The 20,220-nt window shown below is 75.9% G+C and carries 18 protein-coding genes and 1 tRNA gene; 15 read left to right on the top strand and 4 right to left on the bottom strand.

Features of this window, described 5'->3' with window-relative positions; all coding sequences use genetic code 11:
- The first annotated feature begins 88 nt into the window (after positions 1-88).
- From FBY24_RS02590 to FBY24_RS02565, 6 genes are all read left to right on the top strand, one after another.
- Positions 89-1,198 carry a ubiquitin-like domain-containing protein gene (locus FBY24_RS02590; protein ID WP_255432179.1) on the top strand — a complete coding sequence of 370 codons (1,110 nt, stop codon included), beginning with the start codon at positions 89-91 and terminating at the stop codon, positions 1,196-1,198.
- 293 nt (positions 1,199-1,491) lie between these two features.
- Entirely contained in the window at positions 1,492-2,778 is a 1,287-nt protein-coding gene (locus tag FBY24_RS02585) for a resuscitation-promoting factor (RefSeq protein WP_255432178.1), read from the top strand.
- 74 nt (positions 2,779-2,852) lie between these two features.
- A complete protein-coding gene (rsmA, locus tag FBY24_RS02580; RefSeq protein WP_142157797.1) occupies positions 2,853-3,779 on the top strand; it encodes a 16S rRNA (adenine(1518)-N(6)/adenine(1519)-N(6))-dimethyltransferase RsmA in 927 nt (308 codons plus the stop codon).
- Positions 3,776-4,717, top strand: a complete 942-nt coding sequence (locus FBY24_RS02575) for a 4-(cytidine 5'-diphospho)-2-C-methyl-D-erythritol kinase (RefSeq protein WP_142157795.1) — start codon at positions 3,776-3,778, stop codon at positions 4,715-4,717. Before rsmA ends, FBY24_RS02575 begins: the two co-directional genes overlap by 4 nt.
- Entirely contained in the window at positions 4,710-6,086 is a 1,377-nt protein-coding gene (locus tag FBY24_RS02570) for a sensor histidine kinase (protein WP_142157793.1), read from the top strand. The genes FBY24_RS02575 and FBY24_RS02570 overlap by 8 nt, the downstream gene beginning before the upstream one ends.
- Positions 6,079-6,789 (top strand): response regulator transcription factor, encoded by a 711-nt coding sequence (locus tag FBY24_RS02565; RefSeq protein WP_142157792.1) that lies wholly within the window; start codon positions 6,079-6,081, stop codon positions 6,787-6,789. The genes FBY24_RS02570 and FBY24_RS02565 overlap by 8 nt, the downstream gene beginning before the upstream one ends.
- Before the next feature lie 23 nt (positions 6,790-6,812).
- Here the strand turns inward: FBY24_RS02565 and FBY24_RS02560 are convergent, their stop codons facing one another.
- Positions 6,813-7,286 (bottom strand): hypothetical protein, encoded by a 474-nt coding sequence (locus tag FBY24_RS02560; protein WP_142157790.1) that lies wholly within the window; start codon positions 7,284-7,286, stop codon positions 6,813-6,815.
- Positions 7,287-7,517: 231 nt separating this feature from the next.
- On the opposite strand from FBY24_RS02560, the gene FBY24_RS02555 reads away from it, so the two are divergent.
- The 3 genes from FBY24_RS02555 to FBY24_RS02545 all read left to right on the top strand — a co-directional run bounded on the left by FBY24_RS02555 (position 7,518) and on the right by FBY24_RS02545 (position 10,453).
- Entirely contained in the window at positions 7,518-8,192 is a 675-nt protein-coding gene (locus FBY24_RS02555; protein ID WP_142157788.1) for a hypothetical protein, read from the top strand.
- Positions 8,193-8,390: 198 nt separating this feature from the next.
- On the top strand, positions 8,391-9,323 hold the full coding sequence (locus tag FBY24_RS02550; RefSeq protein ID WP_142157786.1) for an ABC transporter ATP-binding protein: 933 nt from the start codon (positions 8,391-8,393) through the stop codon (positions 9,321-9,323).
- Positions 9,320-10,453, top strand: a complete 1,134-nt coding sequence (locus tag FBY24_RS02545; protein WP_142157784.1) for an ABC transporter permease — start codon at positions 9,320-9,322, stop codon at positions 10,451-10,453. The genes FBY24_RS02550 and FBY24_RS02545 overlap by 4 nt, the downstream gene beginning before the upstream one ends.
- 111 nt (positions 10,454-10,564) lie before the next feature.
- On the opposite strand, the gene FBY24_RS02540 is transcribed toward FBY24_RS02545, so the two are convergent.
- Entirely contained in the window at positions 10,565-11,398 is an 834-nt protein-coding gene (locus FBY24_RS02540; RefSeq protein ID WP_160158406.1) for a carbonic anhydrase, read from the bottom strand.
- Between the two features lie 205 nt (positions 11,399-11,603).
- On the opposite strand from FBY24_RS02540, the gene FBY24_RS02535 reads away from it, so the two are divergent.
- On the top strand, positions 11,604-13,400 hold the full coding sequence (locus tag FBY24_RS02535) for an ABC-F family ATP-binding cassette domain-containing protein (protein ID WP_142157780.1): 1,797 nt from the start codon (positions 11,604-11,606) through the stop codon (positions 13,398-13,400).
- Between the two features lie 2 nt (positions 13,401-13,402).
- On the opposite strand, the gene FBY24_RS02530 is transcribed toward FBY24_RS02535, so the two are convergent.
- Together FBY24_RS02530 and FBY24_RS02525 are read right to left on the bottom strand one after the other, a co-directional pair.
- Positions 13,403-13,924: a MarR family winged helix-turn-helix transcriptional regulator gene (locus FBY24_RS02530; protein WP_140459776.1), complete on the bottom strand. Its 522-nt coding sequence runs from the start codon at positions 13,922-13,924 to the stop codon at positions 13,403-13,405.
- Between the two features lie 9 nt (positions 13,925-13,933).
- Positions 13,934-14,575, bottom strand: coding sequence for a TetR/AcrR family transcriptional regulator (locus tag FBY24_RS02525; protein ID WP_140459955.1), 642 nt, complete (start codon positions 14,573-14,575; stop codon positions 13,934-13,936).
- Positions 14,576-14,720: 145 nt separating this feature from the next.
- Between FBY24_RS02525 and FBY24_RS02520 the strand changes: the two genes are divergently transcribed.
- The 5 genes from FBY24_RS02520 (at position 14,721) to FBY24_RS02500 (ending at position 20,090) form a co-directional block, all read left to right on the top strand.
- Positions 14,721-14,795, top strand: a tRNA-Gln gene (locus tag FBY24_RS02520).
- 26 nt (positions 14,796-14,821) lie between these two features.
- On the top strand, positions 14,822-15,370 hold the full coding sequence (locus tag FBY24_RS02515) for a GNAT family N-acetyltransferase (RefSeq protein ID WP_142157776.1): 549 nt from the start codon (positions 14,822-14,824) through the stop codon (positions 15,368-15,370).
- Between the two features lie 9 nt (positions 15,371-15,379).
- Positions 15,380-16,969 carry a PQQ-binding-like beta-propeller repeat protein gene (locus FBY24_RS02510; protein WP_142157774.1) on the top strand — a complete coding sequence of 530 codons (1,590 nt, stop codon included), beginning with the start codon at positions 15,380-15,382 and terminating at the stop codon, positions 16,967-16,969.
- A 79-nt stretch (positions 16,970-17,048) separates the two neighbouring features.
- Positions 17,049-18,530, top strand: a complete 1,482-nt coding sequence (locus tag FBY24_RS02505; protein WP_142157772.1) for a hypothetical protein — start codon at positions 17,049-17,051, stop codon at positions 18,528-18,530.
- Positions 18,531-18,557: 27 nt separating this feature from the next.
- The gene (locus FBY24_RS02500; RefSeq protein ID WP_142157770.1) at positions 18,558-20,090 is read left to right on the top strand and encodes a PQQ-binding-like beta-propeller repeat protein; all 1,533 of its coding nucleotides are present in this window, start codon (positions 18,558-18,560) and stop codon (positions 20,088-20,090) included.
- Positions 20,091-20,220: the final 130 nt, after the last annotated feature.

The raw sequence follows: 20,220 nt of genomic DNA, 5'->3' as shown, positions 1-20,220 counted from the left end.
GAAGGACACCGTGAGCCGTCACGACGACGACCCGGGCCGTGGCCAGCCGCGCCGTGGCCGACTTCCCCGAGCCGTTGCGCAGGCTGCCGTGCTCGCCGTCGTCGTGGGCGGGACCTCCGCCTTCACCGCCATGCACAAGGACGTCACGGTCGACGTCGACGGCCAGGAGGTGCAGGTCCAGGCGTTCGGCCGGACGGTCGCTGACGTGCTCTCCGCCGCGGACGTCCAGGTCGGCGAGGGGGACCTCGTGGCCCCGTCGCTGGACGCCCCGGTCTCGCGCTCCGGGCTGGTCGTGGTGCGCCACGGGCGCGAGCTGGAGCTCGAGCTCGACGGCGAGGAGCAGACGGTCTGGACGACTGCGCTGACGGTCGGCGAGGCGGTGGACGCCCTCGGGCTGCGCGAGGGCGTGCGGCTGTCCGCGTCCCGGTCGGCGGAGGTCGGCCGCGACGTGCTGCGGGTCTCGACGCAGAAGTCGATCCACCTGGTCGTCGACGGCCAGGTCATCGACGGCGTGAGCAGCGGCGCCACCGTCCGCGAGGCGCTCAAGGACATCGGCCTGGTGCTCCAGGAGGGCGACCAGGTCTCCGTGCCGCTCGACGCGGCCGCGGTCGACGGGCTCGTCGTGCTGGTCACGCGCGCGGCGTCCGGCGGCGAGACGGTCACCGAGGCCATGCCGTTCGAGGAGGAGCGCGTCGAGGACGACACGCTCACCAAGGGCACCGAGCTCGTCAGCCAGGCGGGTCGCGCCGGGGTCCGCACCACGACGTACCGGCTCGACGTGGTCGGCGGCGTCGTCGTGGGCCGCACGGTCGTGGCGTCCGTCGTCACGACCCCGCCGGTGAAGCAGGTCGTGCGCGTGGGCACCGCGGACCTGCCGCCCGTGGGTGCGGTGGACCCGGGCAGCGCGCAGGCGCTGGGCCGCTCGATGGCCGCGCAGCGCGGCTGGGGCGACGACCAGTTCGCCTGCCTGCTGGCGCTGTGGAACAAGGAGTCGGGCTGGCGGTGGAACGCCGAGAACGCGTCCTCGGGCGCGTACGGCATCCCGCAGTCGCTGCCGGGCTCGAAGATGGCCACGGCCGGCGCCGACTGGCGCACCAACCCCGCGACGCAGATCGAGTGGGGCCTGGGCTACATCGCCGCCCGCTACGGCACGCCCTGCGGCGCGTGGGCGCACTCCCAGGACGTGGGCTGGTACTGAGCCGCACCGCACGACAGCACGGGCTTCCTGTCGCGCCTGCGTGACGTGTCTCTCGTTCCGCGGGGGTTGGCACCAGGGTCACGATTCCGTTACGGTCGCGTGTCGCTATTGACCCGCGAGCCGCGTGGTCGATCTCGACGACGGAGGCGCTCGCGGGCGTCACCACGACGGCCGGATCGGGGATCCGGGACCGGTGGGGGGTCGTCCGACCCCGTCGAGCGCGTCAGCGCCGCACCGGGCGCCGCACCGGCGCACCGCTCCCCGTGCCCGGGTTGCACGACGCCAGGAGCACCGTGACCTTCACGACCCGTCCCCTCGGTCCGCAGCACGGCGGAGCAGGCGAGCAGCCGCACCGCACCGACCCCTCGTCCGGACCGGAGCCGGGTCCCGCCGTCGAGCACGTCGCCGACGGCGCACCGTCCGGCGCGCCCGCCCGCCGGCGGCGCCGCTGGCCGTGGATCACCGCCGCCGCGCTCGTGCCCGTGCTGGCGGGCGGCACCGCCGCCTACGCCCACGCGCACAAGACGGTCGAGCTCGACGTCGACGGCGAGCTGCGCACCGTGCAGACCTTCGCCGGGTCGGTCGAGGGCCTCCTCGAGGCCGAGGGCGTCGTCGTCGGCGCCCGCGACACCGTCTCGGCGTCGGGGTCGCTGCAGGACGGCAGCGCGCTCGTCGTGCGCCACGCGCAGGCGGTCACCGTGCAGCTCGACGGCGAGGAGCAGGTCGTCTGGACCACCGCGCTCACCGCCGACGAGGCGCTCGAGACCCTCGCCACCCGATCGGACCGCGTCGCGCTCGTCGCGTCCCGCTCCGCCGCCGGTGGCCGGGCCGAGCTGCCCCTCGACCTGGCGCTGACCGGGGCCGCCGAGGTGCTCGTCGACGGCGAGACCCACGCGGTCCCGGAGGCCGACGCCACGGTCGCGAGCGTGCTGGGCGAGCTCGGCATCGAGCTCGGTCCCCTCGACCGCGTCGCCGTGCGGCACGCGGACGACGGCACCGTGCAGGTCGTGGTCAGCCGCGTCGCCGTGGAGAACGTCACCACCGAGCACGAGGTGGCCTTCACGTCCCGCGAGCAGGAGGACGCCGGCCGCTACGTCGGCACCCGCGCCGTGGCCCAGGAGGGTCAGCCGGGTGTGCGCACGGTCGTCGAGCGGGTCACGACGGTCGACGGCAAGGAGACGGCACGCGAGAAGGTCTCCGACGACGTCACGCGCGAGCCCGTCGAGGAGGTCGTCGCCGTCGGCACGAAGGCGCGCCCCGTCGCGCCCGCGCCGGCACCCGCCGCGTCCTCGTCCTCCGGTGCCGCCACCTCCACGCCGGTCGCCCCGGGCGGGAGCGCGGACTCCCTCAACTGGGCCGCGCTCGCCCAGTGCGAGTCCGGCGGCCGCGTCGGCGCCGTCTCGGCGTCCGGCAAGTACCACGGGCTGTACCAGTTCTCGGTCGCGACGTGGCAGAGCGTCGGCGGTGCCGGCCTGCCCTCGGCGGCGTCCGCCGACGAGCAGACGGCCCGCGCGAAGATGCTCTACAACCGCTCCGGCGCCGGCCAGTGGCCGCACTGCGGCCCGCGGCTGTTCAGCTGACGCACGCACCCGCGTGACGCGGCCCGTCGGACCCTCGTCGGTCCGGCGGGCCGCTGCTCGTTAGGCTCGGCGTCATGGCGACCACCACCCTGCTCGGCCCGTCGGAGATCCGGGCGCTCGCCGAGCGGGCCGGCGTGCGCCCCACCAAGACGCTCGGGCAGAACTTCGTGCTCGACGCCGGCACCGTGCGCAAGATCGTCCGCCAGGCCGACGTGCGGGCGGGGGAGTCCGTCGTGGAGGTCGGTCCCGGCCTGGGGTCGCTCACGCTCGGGCTGCTGGAGGCCGACGCCGACGTCACGGCCGTCGAGATCGACCCCGTGCTCGCGCGCCTGCTGCCCGGGACGGTCGCGGCGCACGTGCCGGGCCTCGTCGTGGACGACGCGGACCGCGAGCGGATGGTGCTGCGCGACGGCGACGGGCGCGTGCGGCTGACCGTGGTGCTCGCCGACGCGCTCGACGTGCGGGCGCTGCCCGACCCGCAGCCGACCGCGCTGGTGGCGAACCTGCCGTACAACGTGTCGGTGCCGGTGCTGCTGACGTTCCTCGAGCGGTTCGCGAGCCTGGAGCGCGGGCTCGTCATGGTGCAGGCGGAGGTCGCCGACCGGCTCGCCGCCCCGCCGGGCAGCCGCACGTACGGCGTGCCGTCGGCCAAGGTCGCCTGGTACGCCGCCGCGCGGCGGACCGCCACGGTGGGACGCGCGGTGTTCTGGCCGGCGCCGAACGTCGACTCCGCGCTCGTGCGCCTGGACCGCCGCGAGCCGCCGCGCACCACCGCGGCGCGTGAGGACGTGTTCGCCGTGGTCGACGCGGCGTTCTCGCAGCGGCGCAAGATGCTGCGGTCCGCGCTGGCCCAGCTCGCGGGGTCGTCGACGGCCGCGCAGGAGGCCGTGCTGGCCGCCGGGCTCGACCCGCAGGCCCGCGGCGAGCAGGTCGACGTGGACGGCTTCGCGGCCATCGCCGAGCGGCTCGTGGCCGCCCGACCTGGCACAGTGGCCCCGTGACCTGGAGCGGAGTCGACGACGTGCCCGAGCGGCTGGTGCGCGTGCGCGCGCCCGGCAAGGTCAACCTCTCGCTGCGGGTCGGCCCGGTGCAGGACGACGGCTACCACCCGCTGATCACCGTGTTCCAGGCGGTGTCGGTGCACGAGGAGGTCGTCGCGCGGCCCGGCGACGGGATCGTCGTGACGGCGAGCGGCCCGCAGGCCGAGCTGGTGCCGACCGACTCCTCGAACCTCGCGGTCCGCGCGGCGCGTCTGGTGGCCGAGCGCGCGGGCGTCGACGACGGCGTGCACCTCGAGCTCGTCAAGGGTGTGCCGGTGGCCGGCGGCATGGCCGGCGGGTCCGCCGACGCGGCCGCCGCGCTCGTGGCGTGCGACGCGCTGTGGGGCACCGGCCTGTCGCGCGACGACCTGCACGAGCTCGCGGCGGCGCTCGGCTCGGACGTGCCGTTCGCGCTGCTCGGGCACACCGCCGTCGGCCAGGGCCGCGGGCACCTGCTGACCCCGGCGCTCGCCCGCGGCGAGTTCCACTGGGCGTTCGCCGTCCAGGACCGTGGCCTGTCGACGGCGGCCGTCTACGCCGCGTACGACGACCTGCACGGCGACACCGCGCCGCACCCGACGGAGCGCGACGACGTCCCGCTGATGCAGGCGCTGCTCGCGGGCGACGCGGTCGCGCTCGGCAAGGCCCTGCACAACGACCTGCAGCACGCGGCCCTGGAGCTCGACCCGGCCCTCGCGGAGCCGCTCGCGGTGGCGCAGGACGCGGGGGCGCTCGGTGTGGTGGTGTCGGGCTCCGGGCCGACGGTGGCCGCCCTCGGCCGCAGCCGGCAGCACGCGACGGCGCTGGCGGCGGCGTTCACGGCCGCGGGCGTCGCGGACCGCGTCCTGACGGCCACAGGGCCGGTGGCCGGTGCCCGGGTGGTCCAGCACGGTGACTGAGGGGTCCGTGTCCGTGGTCGGGCCGGTGCGCACCAACCTCGTGCAGGTGCTCGCGGAGGACCCGGACGTCGCGGGCTGGCAGCGGCCGGGGCCGACCGCGGACGGGCTGCGGTGGGACGCCCTCGGTGCCGGCTGCCTGTTCGTGGGTGCCGTGCTGTCGATGGTGCTGCTGCGCACGTCGGGGTTCTACGAGGATCCGGCGGCGGGGTGGCTGTCGGTGCTGCTGCTCGCGGCCACGACGCTGCCGCTGGCGCTGCGTCGCCGCTACCCGTCGGCGGTGGCGCTCGTCGTGGCCGTGGTGTTCGGCTTCGGCCAGGGCCTGTCGGTGCCCGAGTCCCTCGTCTCGAACATCGCCCTGTTCATGGCCCTCTACACGGTCGGTGCGTGGGAGACCTCGCGCTCGCGCGCGGCGTGGGTGCGCGGTGCCGTCGTGCTGGGCATGTTCGTGTGGCTGCTCGTCGCGATCTACCGGTCGTCGACGGACCCCGACCCGGACGAGGCCTTGAGCCGGGCGGGCGCGTTCTCGCCGTTCGCCGCGTACATGCTGCTGCAGCTGCTGACCAACGTGCTGTACTTCGGCGGCGCGTGGTGGTTCGGCGAGCACGCGTGGGTCGCGGCCCGCGACCGCGCCCGCACGGCGTGGCGCACGCGGCTGCTGCAGGTCGAGCGGGTGCGCGCCGAGGCGCAGGCGGTCGCGCTGGAGCGGCTGCGCCTGGCCCGGGAGCTGCACGACGCGGTGGCCCACCACGTGTCCCTCATGGGGGTGCAGGCCGCGGCCGCGCGGATGCTGCTGACGTCCGACGCGGACCGCGCCGCGGACGCCCTCGGGCACGTCGAGGACGCCGCCCGCGAGGCCGTGCACGAGCTGCACGGGATCCTCGGCATGCTCCGCGACGGCGGCGACGGCACCACCGTGGACGGGGACGCCGACGCGACCCGGGCCCTGGGTTCGCTGGGCCTGGACCGGCTGGACGACCTGGTGCGCAAGGCCCGGGACGCCGGCCTGGACGTGCACCACGAGGTCGTCGGCGAGCCGGCCCGGCTGGCGCCGCTCGCGTCGCTCAACCTGTACCGGATCGCCCAGGAGGCGCTGACCAACGCCCGCAAGCACGCGGGCACCGGCGCGCGCGTCGACGTGCGGGTGCGCTGGCTCGCGGGCGCCGTGGAGCTCGAGGTGTCGGACGACGGCGGGTCCGGCCGCCGTCAGGGTCTCGTGCCGTCGACCGGCATGGGCCTGGTCGGCATGCGCGAGCGGGTGGCCGCCGACGGCGGCACGTTCGAGGCAGGGCCGCTGCGCCGCGGCGGCTTCGTGGTGCGTGCGCGGCTGCCGCTGCGCGCGGGACGGACGGACGAGGGGAACGATGGCTGACGCAGACCGAGGGGCAGCGGGCACGGTCCGCGTCGTCCTGGCCGACGACCAGGCGCTGCTGCGCGCGGGGATCGGCACGATCCTGTCCGCGCACCCGCGCATCGAGGTGGTCGGCGAGGCCGGCACGGGTGCCGAGGCCGTCGACCTCGTGCGCACCACACGCCCCGACGTGGTCTGCATGGACGTGCAGATGCCCGACATGGACGGACTGGAGGCCACCCGCCGCATCGTCGCCGACCCGGCCGTCGACGCCGCCGTCGTCGTCCTGACGACCTTCAACCGCGAGGACTACCTCCTGGAGGCGCTCCAGGCCGGTGCCGTGGGCTACCTGCTCAAGACGTCCCGCCCCGAGCAGCTCACCGAGGCCGTGCTCAGCGCCGCCGCGGGCGACGCGCTGCTCGCCCCCGAGGTCACCCGCGCCGTCATCGAGCGCGCCGTCGCCGAGCGCGCCGCGACCGCTCCTGCGGCGTCCGCCCCGCCGGCCCGTCCCGCGTCCCCGGGACCGCTCACCCCGCTGACCGAGCGCGAGGCGGAGGTCCTCGGCCTGGTGGCCCGGGGCCTGAGCAACGACGAGATCGCCGCCGAGCTCGTCGTCAGCCGCGCCACCGTCAAGACCCACGTCTCCGCCGTCCTGGCCAAGCTCGGCCTGCGCGACCGCGTCCAGGCCGTCGTCTGGGCCCACGAGCACGGCGCCGTCGGCTGACGTCCTGTGCATCCGGGCATCGCTCAGGGGACCCACGGCGGCTCCTCCATCCGGAGCAGCGCTCCGGGGGAGGGCGGCTGACGCCAGGAGACCAGGAGGTACGACTCGCCGTCGCTGGTGCCGGTCAGGTCCCACCTCTCCAGGCGCCCCCGCATGTGGATCCGCACCCTCCACCACTCGGGCTCGTCCTCGCTGAGCAGGTCCAGCCCGTCCGGCAGCTCGAAGAAGGAGCCCACCTGCAGGGGGCGCTCGTCGCTCACGAGGACGGAGATCTCCAGGACGATCTGCCACCCGGCCTCGGGACGAGGAGGAGGGCCGGCCCGCCGCTCGGTCGTGACAACGAGTCGACCCATGCTCAGGCCGGTGCTGATGCCGACCATGTCCGCGTCCAGCATCTCCAGGAGGAAGGGCTGGGCATCGGACGGGTCGGTGAGGTCGCGTGCTCCGTGCAGCCAGATCGTCTGGTCCTCGACCCAGACGTGGGCACTCGTGCGCATGGGTGACCTCCGGTGGTCGTGCCTGTCGTGGGGGCGTCCTCCGGGCTTCGGCAGGAGCGGGGCAGGACTTGACCGGGTGCTCACGGTCGCGTGGGAGTCCGACCCGTCCGGCTCGTCCGGCGTGGGCGTCGGGACTCGACGACGACGTGCTCGTCGACCGCTGACGGCGCGTCGAGGCGACGCGCCGTCGGGACGTTGACCCGGGCACGTCGTCACCGCTGAGGTGGCGCCATGACCGGGGGGAAGACCGTCGAGGGCCGGACCGGGCAGGAGCCGCCGACCTCCGACGAGCGGGGTGATGGCCGATCCCGGTCGGCGCTGGCCACGCTGGCCGCTCTGCTCGTCGTGCCCGTCGGGCTCGTGGGCGTCGTCCTGTGGCCAGCGGTGGTCCCCGGCACCGACGGGCCGCTCGACGCGAGCGGGGAGACGGGGGTCGTGATCGACAGCCGCCCGGCCGGGTCGACGGTCACGTGGGGGCTGCAGGTCCTCGTCCACTCGCGCCCGGACCACGACCTGGTGCTGCGCGAGGTGACCCTCGACGTCGGCGACCCGCCCGTCAGGGCGCTGGGGGAGCCGATGATCGCGGGACCCGACCGGGTCGACGCGCTCGGGTTCGGGATGATCGTGGTCGAGCCCGGGTGGCCGCCCCGGGACTTCCCCGGGCTGAGGCTCGAGCCGGTCGCCGGGGCGACGCTCCCGGCCGGGAGTCGCGACGCCCTCGAGGTGATGGTCCCGATCGAGGTGCCGAGCGTCGAGGCCGGGATCGGGTTCCTCGACGGGTTCACCGTGGAGTACGAGGCCGGCGGGCGGGTCTACCGCGAGCGCACCCGCACGATCCTGGTGATGTGCCCGGTGGAGAACCGGGTGCCGTGCGACGAGTACCTCGCCGAGCGCGACGCCCGCTGACCTGGACGCACGCCGCGACCGACCCGGCCGGTGCTGCCGGGGCCGTGGACTCGGTCGCGGGGATGAGGGCGGGGGCGGGTCGGCCGCGGGGCGGAGGGTGAGGTTCCGTCCCGGGCCCGAGGTGCCCGGGTGGGGCGGGCGCCTAGCGTCGTGGTGTGCCGGCACGGGGTCGGCACCAGCGGTGGAGGAGGTGGCTCGATGCTCGAGCTGCGAGGGATCGGGCGCTCGTTCGGCGACCGGCGCGTGCTCGACGACGTGAGCTTCACGGTCGGCCGGGGGCGGCTGACGGGGTTCGTCGGGGGCAACGGCGCCGGCAAGACGACGACGATGCGGATCATCCTGGGCGTGCTGGCCGCGCACTCGGGGACCGTGACGTTCGACGGGCGGCCGGTGGACGCGTCGCGGTTCGGGTACATGCCCGAGGAGCGGGGCCTGTACCCGAAGATGAAGCTGGCCGAGCACCTGACGTACCTGGCGCGGCTGCACGGGTTCGACAAGCACGTCGCGTCGGGCAAGGCGCACGCGCTGATCGACCGCCTCGGCCTGGCCGAGCGCGCCGACGACCCGGTGGAGAACCTGTCGCTGGGCAACCAGCAGCGCGCGCAGGTCGCCGCGGCGCTGGTCCACGACCCCGAGGTGCTGGTGCTCGACGAGCCGTTCTCCGGGCTCGACCCCATGGCCGTCGAGGTCGTGCAGGGCGTGCTGTCGGAGCGGGCCGCGCAGGGCGTGCCCGTGCTGTTCTCCTCGCACCAGCTCGACGTCGTCGAGCGGCTGTGCGATGACCTCGTCATCATCGCCGGCGGGAAGGTCCGCGCGGCGGGCCCGCGCGAGGAGCTGCGGCGCGCGCACGGCACCGAGCGGCACGAGCTCGTCGTCGACGGCGACCTCGGCTGGCTGCGCGACCGGCCCGGGGTGCGGGTCGACGAGCTCGCCGGCGGCGCGGCGACGTTCGAGGCCGACGCCGCGACCGCGCAGGAGGTGCTGCGCGCCGCCTTCGCCGCAGGCCCCGTGCGCACCTTCGCCCCGGTCCGCCCGACGCTCGCGGAGATCTTCCGCGAGGTCATCGCCGACGAACCCGACCCCGCCGACGTCGCCGCCGCGACCGGCACCCCCGTGGAGGTGGCCCGATGAGCACGCCCGAGCCGGCCGCGCAGGCCCGCACCGCCCCCCGTCCGCCGTCCAGCGCCCGCGCGGCGCTGCTGGTCGCCGAGCGGGAGATCACCTCGCAGGTCCGCAGCAAGTCGTTCCTCATCTCGACCGCGGTGCTGCTGGTCGGCATCCTCGTCGCGATCGTCGTGTCCGCGGTCCTCTCGGGCCGGGACACCGACGACGCCCCGGTCGCCGTGGTCGCGTCGGTCGCGTCGTCGCTGGCGGGCGTCGAGGGGCTCGACGTCACCGAGGTCGCCGACCGGCAGGCCGCCGAGGAGGCCGTGCGCTCCGGCGACGTCGACGCCGCGGTCGTGCCCGGCCCCGAGCCGCTGGGCGTGGCGGTGCTCGCCCTGGACTCCGCGCCCGACGCGGTGATGGGTGCCCTCACGGTGACCCCGGAGGTCGAGCTGCTCGACCCGGCCGCGGCCGAGGGCGGCGTGCGCTACCTCATCACCTTCGCGTTCGGCCTGGTGTTCATGATGTCGGCCATCGGGTTCGGCTCGACGATCGCGCAGAACACCGTCACCGAGAAGCAGACCCGCATCGTAGAGATCCTGCTGTCCGCCGTCCCGGCACGGGCGCTGCTCGCGGGCAAGATCCTCGGCAACAGCGCGCTCGCCCTGGCGCAGACCGCGGCGATCGTCGCGATGTCCGTCATCGGGCTCGTGGTCACCGGCCAGGACGACCTGCTGACCCTCGTGGGGGCGCCGATGGCCTGGTTCGTGCTGTTCTTCGCGGTCGGGTTCGTGCTGCTGGCGGCGATCTTCGCGGCCAGCGCGTCCCTGGTCTCGCGGGTCGAGGACACCGGGGCGGTGCTGCAGCCGGCGATCTGGCTGACGATGGTGCCGTACTTCCTGGTCGTCTTCTTCAACGACAACGACCTGGTGCTGCGGATCATGTCGTTCGTGCCGTTCACCGCGCCGGTGGGCATGCCGGTGCGGCTGTTCCTCGGCGACGCGGCATGGTGGGAGCCGATCGCGGCGCTCGCCGTGCTGGTGGTCTCGACGTTCGGCGTCATCGCCGTGGCGGCCCGCATGTACGAGCGGTCGGTGCTGCGGATGGGCGGGCGCGTCGGGTTCCGTGAGGCCCTCGCGGCCGGCGGCGACGCCTGACCCCTCGCAGGTCGGGCAGGGCGCAGGTCGGGCAGGGAGCAGACCACGACGGGCTGCAGCACCGGAGGGGTGCGGCAGCCCGTCGTCGCGTCCGGGGCCGTGCGGGGAGCGTCAGTCGGTCGCGTCGAGCACGAGGTCGCGACCGTGGCCGTCCTGCACCGGCCGGTTGTTCGGCTCGATCACCGAGCGGAACGCCGCGAGCTGGTCGGCGGACACCTCGACGGGCGTGGCCAGCACGAACCAGCTGACGCCCTCCGTGCACGGCGGCGTGGTCAGCGAGCCGCTGTACCGGTAGGACGAGCGGTCCGTCGGCAGCACGGCCGCGAGGTCCAGCGCCGGCACCTCGGCGGTCTCCCCGACCTGCGTGGGCAGCGCGTCGAAGTACGGGGCGAGCGCCTCGTTCTCCGCGCCCACGGTGAGCAGCACGCCGACCACGGCGATCGCGCCGTCCGCGTCCTTGTGCACGAGGTGCAGCTCGGCGTCGTAGGTGGTGCCGTCGACCGTGTGCTCGGCGGGCTCGTGCAGGTGGAACTGCGCGAGCTCGTACACGTGCCCGTCGACCGTCAGCGCCGCCGCGCCGGGCTCCTCGTCGGCCTGCACGGTGTGCCCGTTGTCGGTCAGCACGACCCCGGCGGTGCCGTAGTCGAGCGCCAGGTCGGGCACCTGGATCGCAGTGGCGTCCGTCAGGTCGATGGGGGACTGGGCGGTGCCGTCGGCGCAGGTCGCGAAGTCGTCGGCCAGCTCACCCCAGTGCTCGGGGCCCTCGGCCCCGGCGTACGTGAACTCGACGTGCTCCGTGCCGGCCGCGGCGCCGGCCGCGGCGCCGGCCGAGGCGGCTGCGGTCGAGGCCTCGGCCGAGGGCTGCGCCGGGTCGGCAGACGTGCAGCCCGTCAGGGCGAGCACGCCCGCGGTGAGCACGAGGACGAGGGGACGGGGACGGGACATGGGGGGCTCCCTGGGGTCGATCGGGTGGGAGCACCTGGCGGCGTCGTCGGGTGCGTCAGGCATCCCATCACGGTTTCCTGAGGCAACTCACACCTTTCGTCCCATGTGTCCACGGCCCTCCCGGCGCGCGGGCGGCCGTGCGCCGGGCGGCCGCCGCGCGGTCGCGCTTCGCGTCCGGCCCCCGCACCTGGCAGGCTGACCGCCGATGGCCCACCTCCTCGGCGCTGACCGCGTCCACCTCACGCTCGGCACCCGCACCCTCCTCGACCACGTCAGCCTCGGCGTCGACGACGGGCAGCGGATCGGCGTCGTCGGCCCCAACGGCGCCGGCAAGTCCACCCTCCTGCGCGTCCTGGCCGGTGTGCAGCCGCCCGACGAGGGCCGCGTGACCCGCGCCGGCGGCACCCGCGTCGCCCTGCTCGACCAGCGCGACGAGCTCGGCACCGGCACCGTCCTCGACGCCGTGCACGGCTCCGCCGACGCGCACGAGTGGGCGTCGGACGCCCGCGTGCGCGCCGTGCACGCCGGCCTGCTCGCCGACGTCGAGCTCGACGCCGACGTCTCGACCCTCTCCGGCGGGCAGCGCCGCCGCGTCGCGCTCGCGGCCCTGCTGGTGCGCGACGACGAGGTGCTCGTGCTCGACGAGCCCACCAACCACCTCGACGTCGAGGGCGTCGCCTGGCTCGCCGGGTACCTCGTCGAGCGGTACGCGCGCTCGTCGGGCGCGCTCGTCGTCGTCACCCACGACCGCTGGTTCCTCGACGCGGTCTGCACGCGTACCTGGGAGGTCCACGACGGCGTCGTCGACCAGTACGAGGGCGGGTACGCCGCCTACGTCCTGGCCCGCGCCGAGCGCGCCCAGCACGCCGCGACCACCGAGGCCAAGCGGCAGAACCTGCTGCGCAAGGAGCTCGCGTGGCTGCGCCGCGGCGCGCCCGCCCGCACGTCCAAGCCCCGGTTCCGGCTCGACGCCGCCGCCGCGCTGATCGCCGACGAGCCGCCGCCGCGCGACAGCCTCGAGCTCGCGCGCACCGCTACGGCCCGGCTCGGCAAGGACGTGCTCGACCTCGAGGACGTCACGTACACGCTGCCCGACGGGCGCAGCCTCCTCCAGGACGTCACGTGGCGCCTGGGCCCCGGCGACCGGTACGGGCTCGTCGGCGTCAACGGCGCCGGCAAGTCCACGCTGCTGCGCCTGCTCACCGGCCGCGCCACCCCCACCACGGGCCGGGTCCGCCGCGGCAAGACCGTGCGCGTGGCCGAGCTGCGCCAGGACGTCGAGGACCTCGACGAGGTCGCCGACCTGCACGTCGTCGCGGCCGTCGAGCGCGAGCGCGGCACCATCGTCATCGGCGGCAAGGAGCTCACCGCCGCCCAGCTCGTCGAGCGCCTCGGGTTCACCCGCGAGCGCTCCCGCACCCTGGTGCGCGACCTGTCCGGCGGCGAGCGCCGCCGCCTGCAGCTCCTGCGCCTGCTCGTCGGCGAGCCCAACGTGCTGCTCCTCGACGAGCCGACCAACGACCTCGACACCGACACCCTCGCCGCGGTCGAGGACCTCCTCGACGGGTGGCCCGGCACGCTCGTCGTCGTCTCCCACGACCGGTACCTGCTCGAGCGGGTCTGCGACCGGCAGGTCGCCCTGCTCGGCGACGGCGCCCTGCGCGACCTGCCCGGCGGCGTGGAGGAGTACCTGGCGCTGCGCGCGACCACGGCCCCCACGGCGATGGCCCAGGTCGGGGCCTCGGCAGCGCCAGCGCCCGTCGCGCCGCCCGCGGACGGGCCGAGCGCCGCGCAGGTCCGCGCCGCCCGCAAGGAGGTCACCCGCATCGAGCGACGCCTGGAGAAGATCGCCGCGCTCGAGTCCGGCCTGCACGACCGGATGGCCGCGCAGGCCACCGACCACGCCGCGGTCACGGCCCTCGACGCCGAGCTGCGCGCCCTGGCCGCCGAGCGCGACGAGCTCGAGGCCGCCTGGCTCGAGGCCGCCGAGACGGCCGGCTGAGGTCAGCGCGCGTCGTCGAAGGGGGTGAGCACCTCGCGGAGCAGGTCCGCGAGGCGCTCGCGGTCCTCCGGCGTCAGGTCGCCGAGCAGCGCGCGCTCGACGTCGAGCAGGTCGGCGAACGCCTGGTCGACCCGCGTCAGGCCGAGCGCGGTGAGCTGGACCAGCACGCCGCGACGGTCGTCCGGGGACGGCTGGCGCTCGACGAGGCCGTGCTCGACGAGCCGGTCGATCCGGTTCGTCATCGTGCCCGACGTGACGAGGGTCTGCGTGAGCAGCGCACCGGGGGACAGGCGGTACGGCGCACCGGCGCGGCGCAGCGCCGAGAGCACGTCGAACTCCCACGTCTCCAGCCCGTGCCGGGCGAACGCGCTGCGGCGGGCCAGGTCCAGGTGCCGGGCCAGCCGGCTCACGCGCGAGAGCACGGTGAGGGGTCGCACGTCCAGGTCGGGCCGCTCCCGCTGCCACGCGACGACGATGCGGTCGACCTCGTCCCGGGGCGGGCGGCCCACGTCGGTCTCCGCCATGGGCTGAGGTTACTCGTCGTCGACAGACCTGCTCGACCGCCGCGCGTGGCGCTCGCCGTCGGGGTCGAGCGACGGGCGCCGCTCGATCGCGGACAGGCCGTTCCACGCGAGGTTCACCAGGTGCGCGGCGACCTCCTGCTTCTTGGGGCTGCGCGCGTCGAGCCACCACTGGCCGGTCAGCGCGACCATGCCCACGAGCATCTGCGCGTAGATCGGCGCGGTCCGCGGGTCGAGGCCCTGCTTCTTGAACTGGTTGCCCAGCAGGTGCTCCACCTGCGTGGCGACGTCGCCGATCAGGCTGGAGAACGTGCCGGTGGCCTGCGCCACGGGGGAGTCGCGCACGAGGATGCGGAACCCGTCCTCGGACGCCTCGATGTACGACAGGAGCGCGAGAGCGGACCGCTCGACCATGACCTTGGGGTGGCCGCCCGCCTCGAGCGCCCCCGTGAGGGCCCCGGTCAGCGCCTGGATCTCCCGGTCGACGACGACCGCGTAGACGCCCTCCTTGCCGCCGAAGTGCTCGTACACCACGGGCTTGGACACCCCGGCGCGGGACGCGATCTCCTCGACGCTCGTGGTGTCGAAGCCCTTCTCGGCGAACAGCCGCCGCGACACGTCGAGCAGCTGCTCGCGCCGCTGGGTGCCGGTCATCCGCGACCGTGGCGCGCGCTTGCTCTCCGAGGACATCCGGACATTGTGCCGTGCGGGACCCCGCCGGCGGGGGACGTCGGCCGCCGGGCTGCGCGGCGGCACGACGCCCGTGCGGGGCGCCGGTCCTGGCAGACTGGTGCGCCGGTCCGCCCTGGTGTAACGGCAGCACACAGGCCTTTGGTGCCTCGAGGTCCGGGTTCGAATCCTGGGGGCGGAGCCACCCGGCGCGGCGTAGCGTCCGGGAACGTGCAGCTGACCACGCCCCGGCTCGAGCTCGGCCCGTTCTCGCCCGACGACGGGGCCGCCCTGCACGGGTACCTCGGCCGGGCGGACGTCGTGCGGTTCGAGCCCTACGGGCCCCTGCAGCGCGCCGACTGCGACGCGGAGGCCACCCGTCGGGTGACCGACCCGCGGTTCGTGGCCGTGCGACTGCCCGACGGGCCGCTGGTGGGCCACCTGTACGCCGCGCGGATCGAGCCGCACGCGTGGCGGACGTGGACGGTCGGGTACGTCTTCGCCCCCGAGCACGGTGGCCGCGGGTACGCCACGGAGGCCCTCGACGCGCTGCTCGACGCCCTGGTGCGCGACGGTGCCCGCCGCCTGACGGCCCGCTGCGACCCGCGCAACGACCGGTCGTGGCGGCTGCTGGAGCGCGTCGGCATGCGCCGTGAGGGCCACGAGCGCGAGGCGGCGAGCTTCACCGACGACGCGCACGGCGACCCCGTGTGGCACGACGCCTACCTGTACGCCCAGCTGGCCCACGAACGGCCGGACGCCGCGCGCGCCGGACGCTAGCGTCGAGGGGTGGGGGCGAAGCAGCGGCACGAGGTCGAGCTCGACGAGGGCCCGGACGACGAGGGCGGCGACGACCCGTTCGACGACGAGCCCGACGACGACGCCCCGGGAGGGCGGGGGGTGCCGGGGCACGGTGCTCCGCAGGCGGGTCGTGCGCGGCGGTGGACCTCCCGGCGCCGGCTGCTCGGGGGTGTGGGGGCCGTCGCGGTGGTCGGGCTGCTGCTGGTCGGCGCGCAGCTCGTCGTCGACTCCGGTGAGCGTGCCCGCCTCGCGGCGCTCGCCGGCCTGCCGGGTGTGGTCCACGACCTCGCCGCACCGCCGCGTCTCACGCCGGACGACCTGCGCGACGCCGGCGAGCCTGTCGTCGAGCAGGAGCTGGTCGCGGACGACGGGACCGGGCCGCGGGTCGTCCTCCGCGCGTCGCAGGACGTCGTGCGCCTCGACGGCGACGACCCCGACGGCTCGCCCGGGTGGACCGTCGTCCTGTGGGCGGCGGGCGATCCACCCGCGGAGGACACCGACGGGTGGGTGCCGTTCCAGCCGTCGTGCGTGCCGACACCTGACGACGCCTCGATCGTCACGTGCCTGATCGGTGACGGTGCGGTGTCCCTGGACGGCGACGGGACCGACGTTCCGCAGACCTGGGCCCGCCTCCTGGCTGTCGATGTCGTCGACGGGGCGACCCGGTACGAGCGTGACCTCGACCTGCCGGCGCCGGCCCGGCTGCAGGGTGCGGGCGGCGTGCTCGTCGGCGGCACCCGGGTCCCCGACGGGGACGACGGCGACCCGGTCGACGTGGTCACGGCCTTCGACGCCGCGACGGGCGCCGAGCGGTGGGTCGCGCGGGTGCCGGTCCCCGACGTGCTCGACGGGTACGTCGGCCAGGCCGAGCTGGCGGTCACCCCGGACGTGGTCGCGGTGCGCGGCACCGCCGAGGTGACGGTCCTGTCGACCGCGGACGGCACGGTCCTGCGCGGTCCCGACGGTGCCCGCCTCGACGGGGTGCTCGCGTCGCCGGGACGCCCCGACGACGCCGAGCTGCTCGTGCTCGGCACGGGGACCGGAGCCAGCGCGAGGACGACCCTCTGGTCGCCGGACGGCGAGGTCGTGGTCGGCGGTCAGGCCGTGGTGCCGAGCGTCGACGACGGCTCCGCGGACGGCCTCGTGCTCACCACGCAGGACGGGGACCTGCACGGGTGGGAGCGGGACGGTACCCCGCGCTGGCGGGCGCCCGGCGTCGACGGGGAGAGCGGCATGGTCGTGGACGGGCGGGTCGTGGTGATGGTCGGCACCACGCTGCGGTGCGTCGACGGGGACTCGGGGCGCGTGCTGTGGGAGGTCCCCGTCGACGAGGGCATGCTGCTCTCCCTGACGGACGGCCGCCGCGTCGTGCTGCAGCAGGCGGGCTGGGTGAGCAGCCAGGTCGACGGTGCGACGGCGACGGAGCTCGTGGCGGTCGACCTCGCCGACGGTGACGAGGCGTGGCGCACGACCCTCGCGGGCGTCGGCTGGGTCGACGTGGTCGGCGGGCGCCTCCTGGCGTTCGCGGACGACGGGGCGGTCCTGACCTTCGGCGCCGACGGTCGACCGGTGCGGTAGCCCCGTCACCGGGCGGCATCCGCGGGACCGGTCGGTGAACCCGTCCCCTGGCCGTCGCTCTCCGGCTACCGTCGACGGGATGGGGGCGAAGCAGCGGCTCGAGGTCGAGCTCGAGGACGTCGACGGGCCGGAGGGCGTCGGTCTTCCGCCCGCAGACGCGGCGGTCGCACGCAGCCGGCGGCTGACCCGGGTGCAGGTGCGGGTGCTCGCCGCGGCCGGTGCCGTGGTGCTCGCGCTCGTCGGGGCGCAGCTCGTGCTCGACGCGCGCGGGCGCGCCCGGATCGCCGACCTCGCGGGCCTGCCCGCCGTGGTCACGGACCTGAGCTCCCCGCCGCGCGTCGTCGCCGGGGAGCTCGACGAGCCGCTGCCCGGGTGGGAGTACCAGGTGCTCCGGCCCGAGCAGGACGGCCTCCCGTCGGTCGTGCGGCGCACGGGCGACGACGCGATCACGCTCGACGGCGTGCGTGACGGTGACGTGGTCTGGTCGGTCCCGCTGCGCACGGTCGACCCGCCCGCCGACGGCTGGAACCCCTACCCGCCGCAGTGCACCGTCACCCCGGGCGACGAGACCACGGCGACCTGCCTGGTCGGCGACGGCGGGGAACGGTGGGCCGACCAGCACGAGGACGTCCCGCAGACCTCGGCGGTCGTGCTCGTCGTCGCGCTCGCCGACGGGCGGGTGGTCCACGAGCACGTCCTCGAGCCGAACCTCTCCCGCACGCTGGGCGAAGCCGGTGACCGGATCGTGCTGGCCGAGCGGGAGGGGGGTGGTGACGCGTCGCCCGTCGTCGTCACGGCGCACGACCCCGCCACCTGGGACGTCCTGTGGCGCACGCGCGTGCCGACGGGCGCCCGCCCGGCGGGTTACAGCACCCAGGTGTTCACCGAGACGGTGCCCGACCTCGTCGCGGTGGACGCCGGCCAGGGCGCGACCCTGCTCGCCGCGGTCGACGGCTCCGTGCTGCGCGCCGCCGACGGGGTGGCCGTCAGCGGGTGGGTGATGGACCGCGCCCAGGAGGACGTCGTGGCCCTCGCCCTGTCCGCCCAGCCGGCGGACGGTCAGCGCCGCGTGCAGGAGACCGAGCTCTGGACCGCGGACGGGATGACCGTCTTCCCGGGCGACGTGCTGGGCGTCCACCTCGACGACGGGTCGCTGGGGGACGTCGTCCTCACCACCGACGGCACGGACCTGCGGGCCTGGGACCGCGACGGGACGGCCCGGTGGACCGCCGAGGGGGTGACGGGGTGGAGCGTGATGGTCGTCGACGGGCGGGTCCTCGTCGACGACGACACGACGCTGCACGCGGTTGACGGCCGCACGGGCCGCGCGCTCTGGGAGCACACCGCACGCACGGACATGAGCATCGTCGCGACCGACGGGCGCGTCGTCGTGGTGCAGGAAGGGCTCGGCGCGCAGGACGAGGTCCCCCTCACGGCCGTCGGGCTGACGGACGGCCACGAGGTCTGGCGCACCACGGTCGACGACGTCAGCTGGGTCAGCGTCGCCGACGGTCGCCTCGTGGGGCAGCGGGACGACGGGACGCCGGTCCCGCTCGGGTGAGGCACGCCGCGCGCTACGGTCGTCGCCGTGGGGGCGAAGCAGCGGCTCGAGGTCGTGCTCGACGAGGACGACGCTGCCGCGCCCACCGGCCCCCGCCCCGGTGCGTACCCGCCCGGGGGAGCCGGCGAGGCCCCGCCGCCCCGCCGGTCGGGGCCCACCCGCGCGCAGGTCGTCGCGCTCGGTGTCGCCGCCGCCGTGCTGCTCGGCCTCGTCGGCGCGCAGGCGGTCGCCGACGCCCGGGAGCGGGACCGGCTCGCGGCGCTCGTGGGGCTGCCGGGCGTGGTGGCGGACCTCTCCGTGGCGCCGGGCCCGGTCGAGCCGGCCGCGGCGGGCAGCACGGGTCTGGGCTCGGTCGACCTCGACGTCACCCCGCCCGGTGCGGACGGGGTGCGGGTCGCGCTGCGGTCCTCGGCGTCGGCGGAGGTGCTGGGCGTGTCCTCGTCACGGACCACGCTGGTCGGCCTCGACGGCGGCACCGTGGTCTGGTCCCGTGTGCTGCCCGACGGGTCCGCGCGCGGCGACGGCTGGTGGGCGGAGCACCCGTCCTGCCTGCCGACGCCCGGCGACCCCGCCACGGTCACGTGCCTGACCGGGGACGCGGCGACCCGGTGGAGGGACACCGGCGAGGAGCACGTGCAGACCTGGGCGCGGGTGCTGGTCGTGGCCGTCGCCGACGGGCACGTCGTCCGTGAGCGGGACCTCGACCTCCCGGCGCCCCGCACGCTCGCGGCGACCGGCAGCCTGGTCGTCGAGGTGGTCCGGCACCCCGACGGCACGACGCCGGTCGACGTCGTCACCGCGCGCGACCCCGTGACCTGGGACGAGCGGTGGAGCACCCCCGTGCCCGTGCCGGGCGCCGAGCACGGGTTCACCGGGTCGCCCACGCTGCGCACGTCGTCGCGGTACGTCGTCGTGGACGGCGTCGTCGCCGTCACCGTGCTGGCCGCGGACGACGGGGCCCTGCTCCGCGAGCCCGACGGGTCCGCGGTCACCGGGTGGATCGGCGGGGCGCCGGGCGACGACGTCGACCTGCTCGCGTTCGGCGCCGACGGCGGCACCCTGCTCTGGAGCCCCGAGCAGCAGGTCGAGGTCGACGGGCAGATGCTCACCCCGTCCGTCGACGACGGGTCGCTCGGCGACCTCGTGCTCACCTCCGCGGGGCACGACCTGGTCGCCTCCGACCGCGACGGCACCCGGCGGTGGCGCACGGCCGACGCCGACGCGTGGGACGCCGTGGTCGTCGGCGGGCACCTCGCCGTCCTCGACCGTGACACGCTGCGCGGCCTCGACGCCCGCACCGGCGCCGTGCGGTGGACGCGCGACGTCGAGGACGGCGCGACGGTCGTCGCGACCGACGGACGCGCCGTCCTGCTGCACGAGAGCGCGCTGCTCCTGGGCGGGGTGCTCGACACGGACCCGAGCGTCGACCTGGCCGCGTTCGACCTCGCCGACGGCCGCGAGCTGTGGCGCACGACCCTCGACGGCGTGGCGGGCGTCCGCAGCCTCGACGGGCGCCTCGTCGGCGACCGCACGGACGGGTCGACCGTGGACCTCGGCTGAGCCGGGCGGGTGTCGGCGTCGTCACACCGGGCCGCGCCGGGGACCTGCGGCGCGCGGGGGGCCGCAGGTCCGGCGGTAGAGTCGGGACGCACGATCCGCCGGGCCCGCCGTCGCGCGGGCAGACCGCGAG

The organism is Cellulomonas sp. SLBN-39 (assembly GCF_006715865.1).
Taxonomy (GTDB): domain Bacteria; phylum Actinomycetota; class Actinomycetes; order Actinomycetales; family Cellulomonadaceae; genus Cellulomonas.
The sequence above is the reverse complement of the archived record's forward strand: the minus strand, read 5'-3'. Positions and strand labels throughout refer to the sequence as shown.

What these genes read in the sequence shown, in the direction of transcription:
- rsmA (WP_142157797.1), top strand. Translation starts at nt 2,853, where the DNA reads ATGGCGACCACCACCCTGCTCGGCCCGTCGGAGATCCGGGCGCTCGCC.
- FBY24_RS02565 (WP_142157792.1), top strand. Translation starts at nt 6,079, where the DNA reads ATGGCTGACGCAGACCGAGGGGCAGCGGGCACGGTCCGCGTCGTCCTG.
- FBY24_RS02560 (WP_142157790.1), bottom strand. Translation starts at nt 7,286, where the DNA reads ATGCGCACGAGTGCCCACGTCTGGGTCGAGGACCAGACGATCTGGCTG.
- FBY24_RS02555 (WP_142157788.1), top strand. Translation starts at nt 7,518, where the DNA reads ATGACCGGGGGGAAGACCGTCGAGGGCCGGACCGGGCAGGAGCCGCCG.
- FBY24_RS02550 (WP_142157786.1), top strand. Translation starts at nt 8,391, where the DNA reads ATGCTCGAGCTGCGAGGGATCGGGCGCTCGTTCGGCGACCGGCGCGTG.
- FBY24_RS02545 (WP_142157784.1), top strand. Translation starts at nt 9,320, where the DNA reads ATGAGCACGCCCGAGCCGGCCGCGCAGGCCCGCACCGCCCCCCGTCCG.
- FBY24_RS02540 (WP_160158406.1), bottom strand. Translation starts at nt 11,398, where the DNA reads ATGTCCCGTCCCCGTCCCCTCGTCCTCGTGCTCACCGCGGGCGTGCTC.
- FBY24_RS02535 (WP_142157780.1), top strand. Translation starts at nt 11,604, where the DNA reads ATGGCCCACCTCCTCGGCGCTGACCGCGTCCACCTCACGCTCGGCACC.
- FBY24_RS02530 (WP_140459776.1), bottom strand. Translation starts at nt 13,924, where the DNA reads ATGGCGGAGACCGACGTGGGCCGCCCGCCCCGGGACGAGGTCGACCGC.
- FBY24_RS02525 (WP_140459955.1), bottom strand. Translation starts at nt 14,575, where the DNA reads ATGACCGGCACCCAGCGGCGCGAGCAGCTGCTCGACGTGTCGCGGCGG.
- FBY24_RS02505 (WP_142157772.1), top strand. Translation starts at nt 17,049, where the DNA reads ATGGGGGCGAAGCAGCGGCTCGAGGTCGAGCTCGAGGACGTCGACGGG.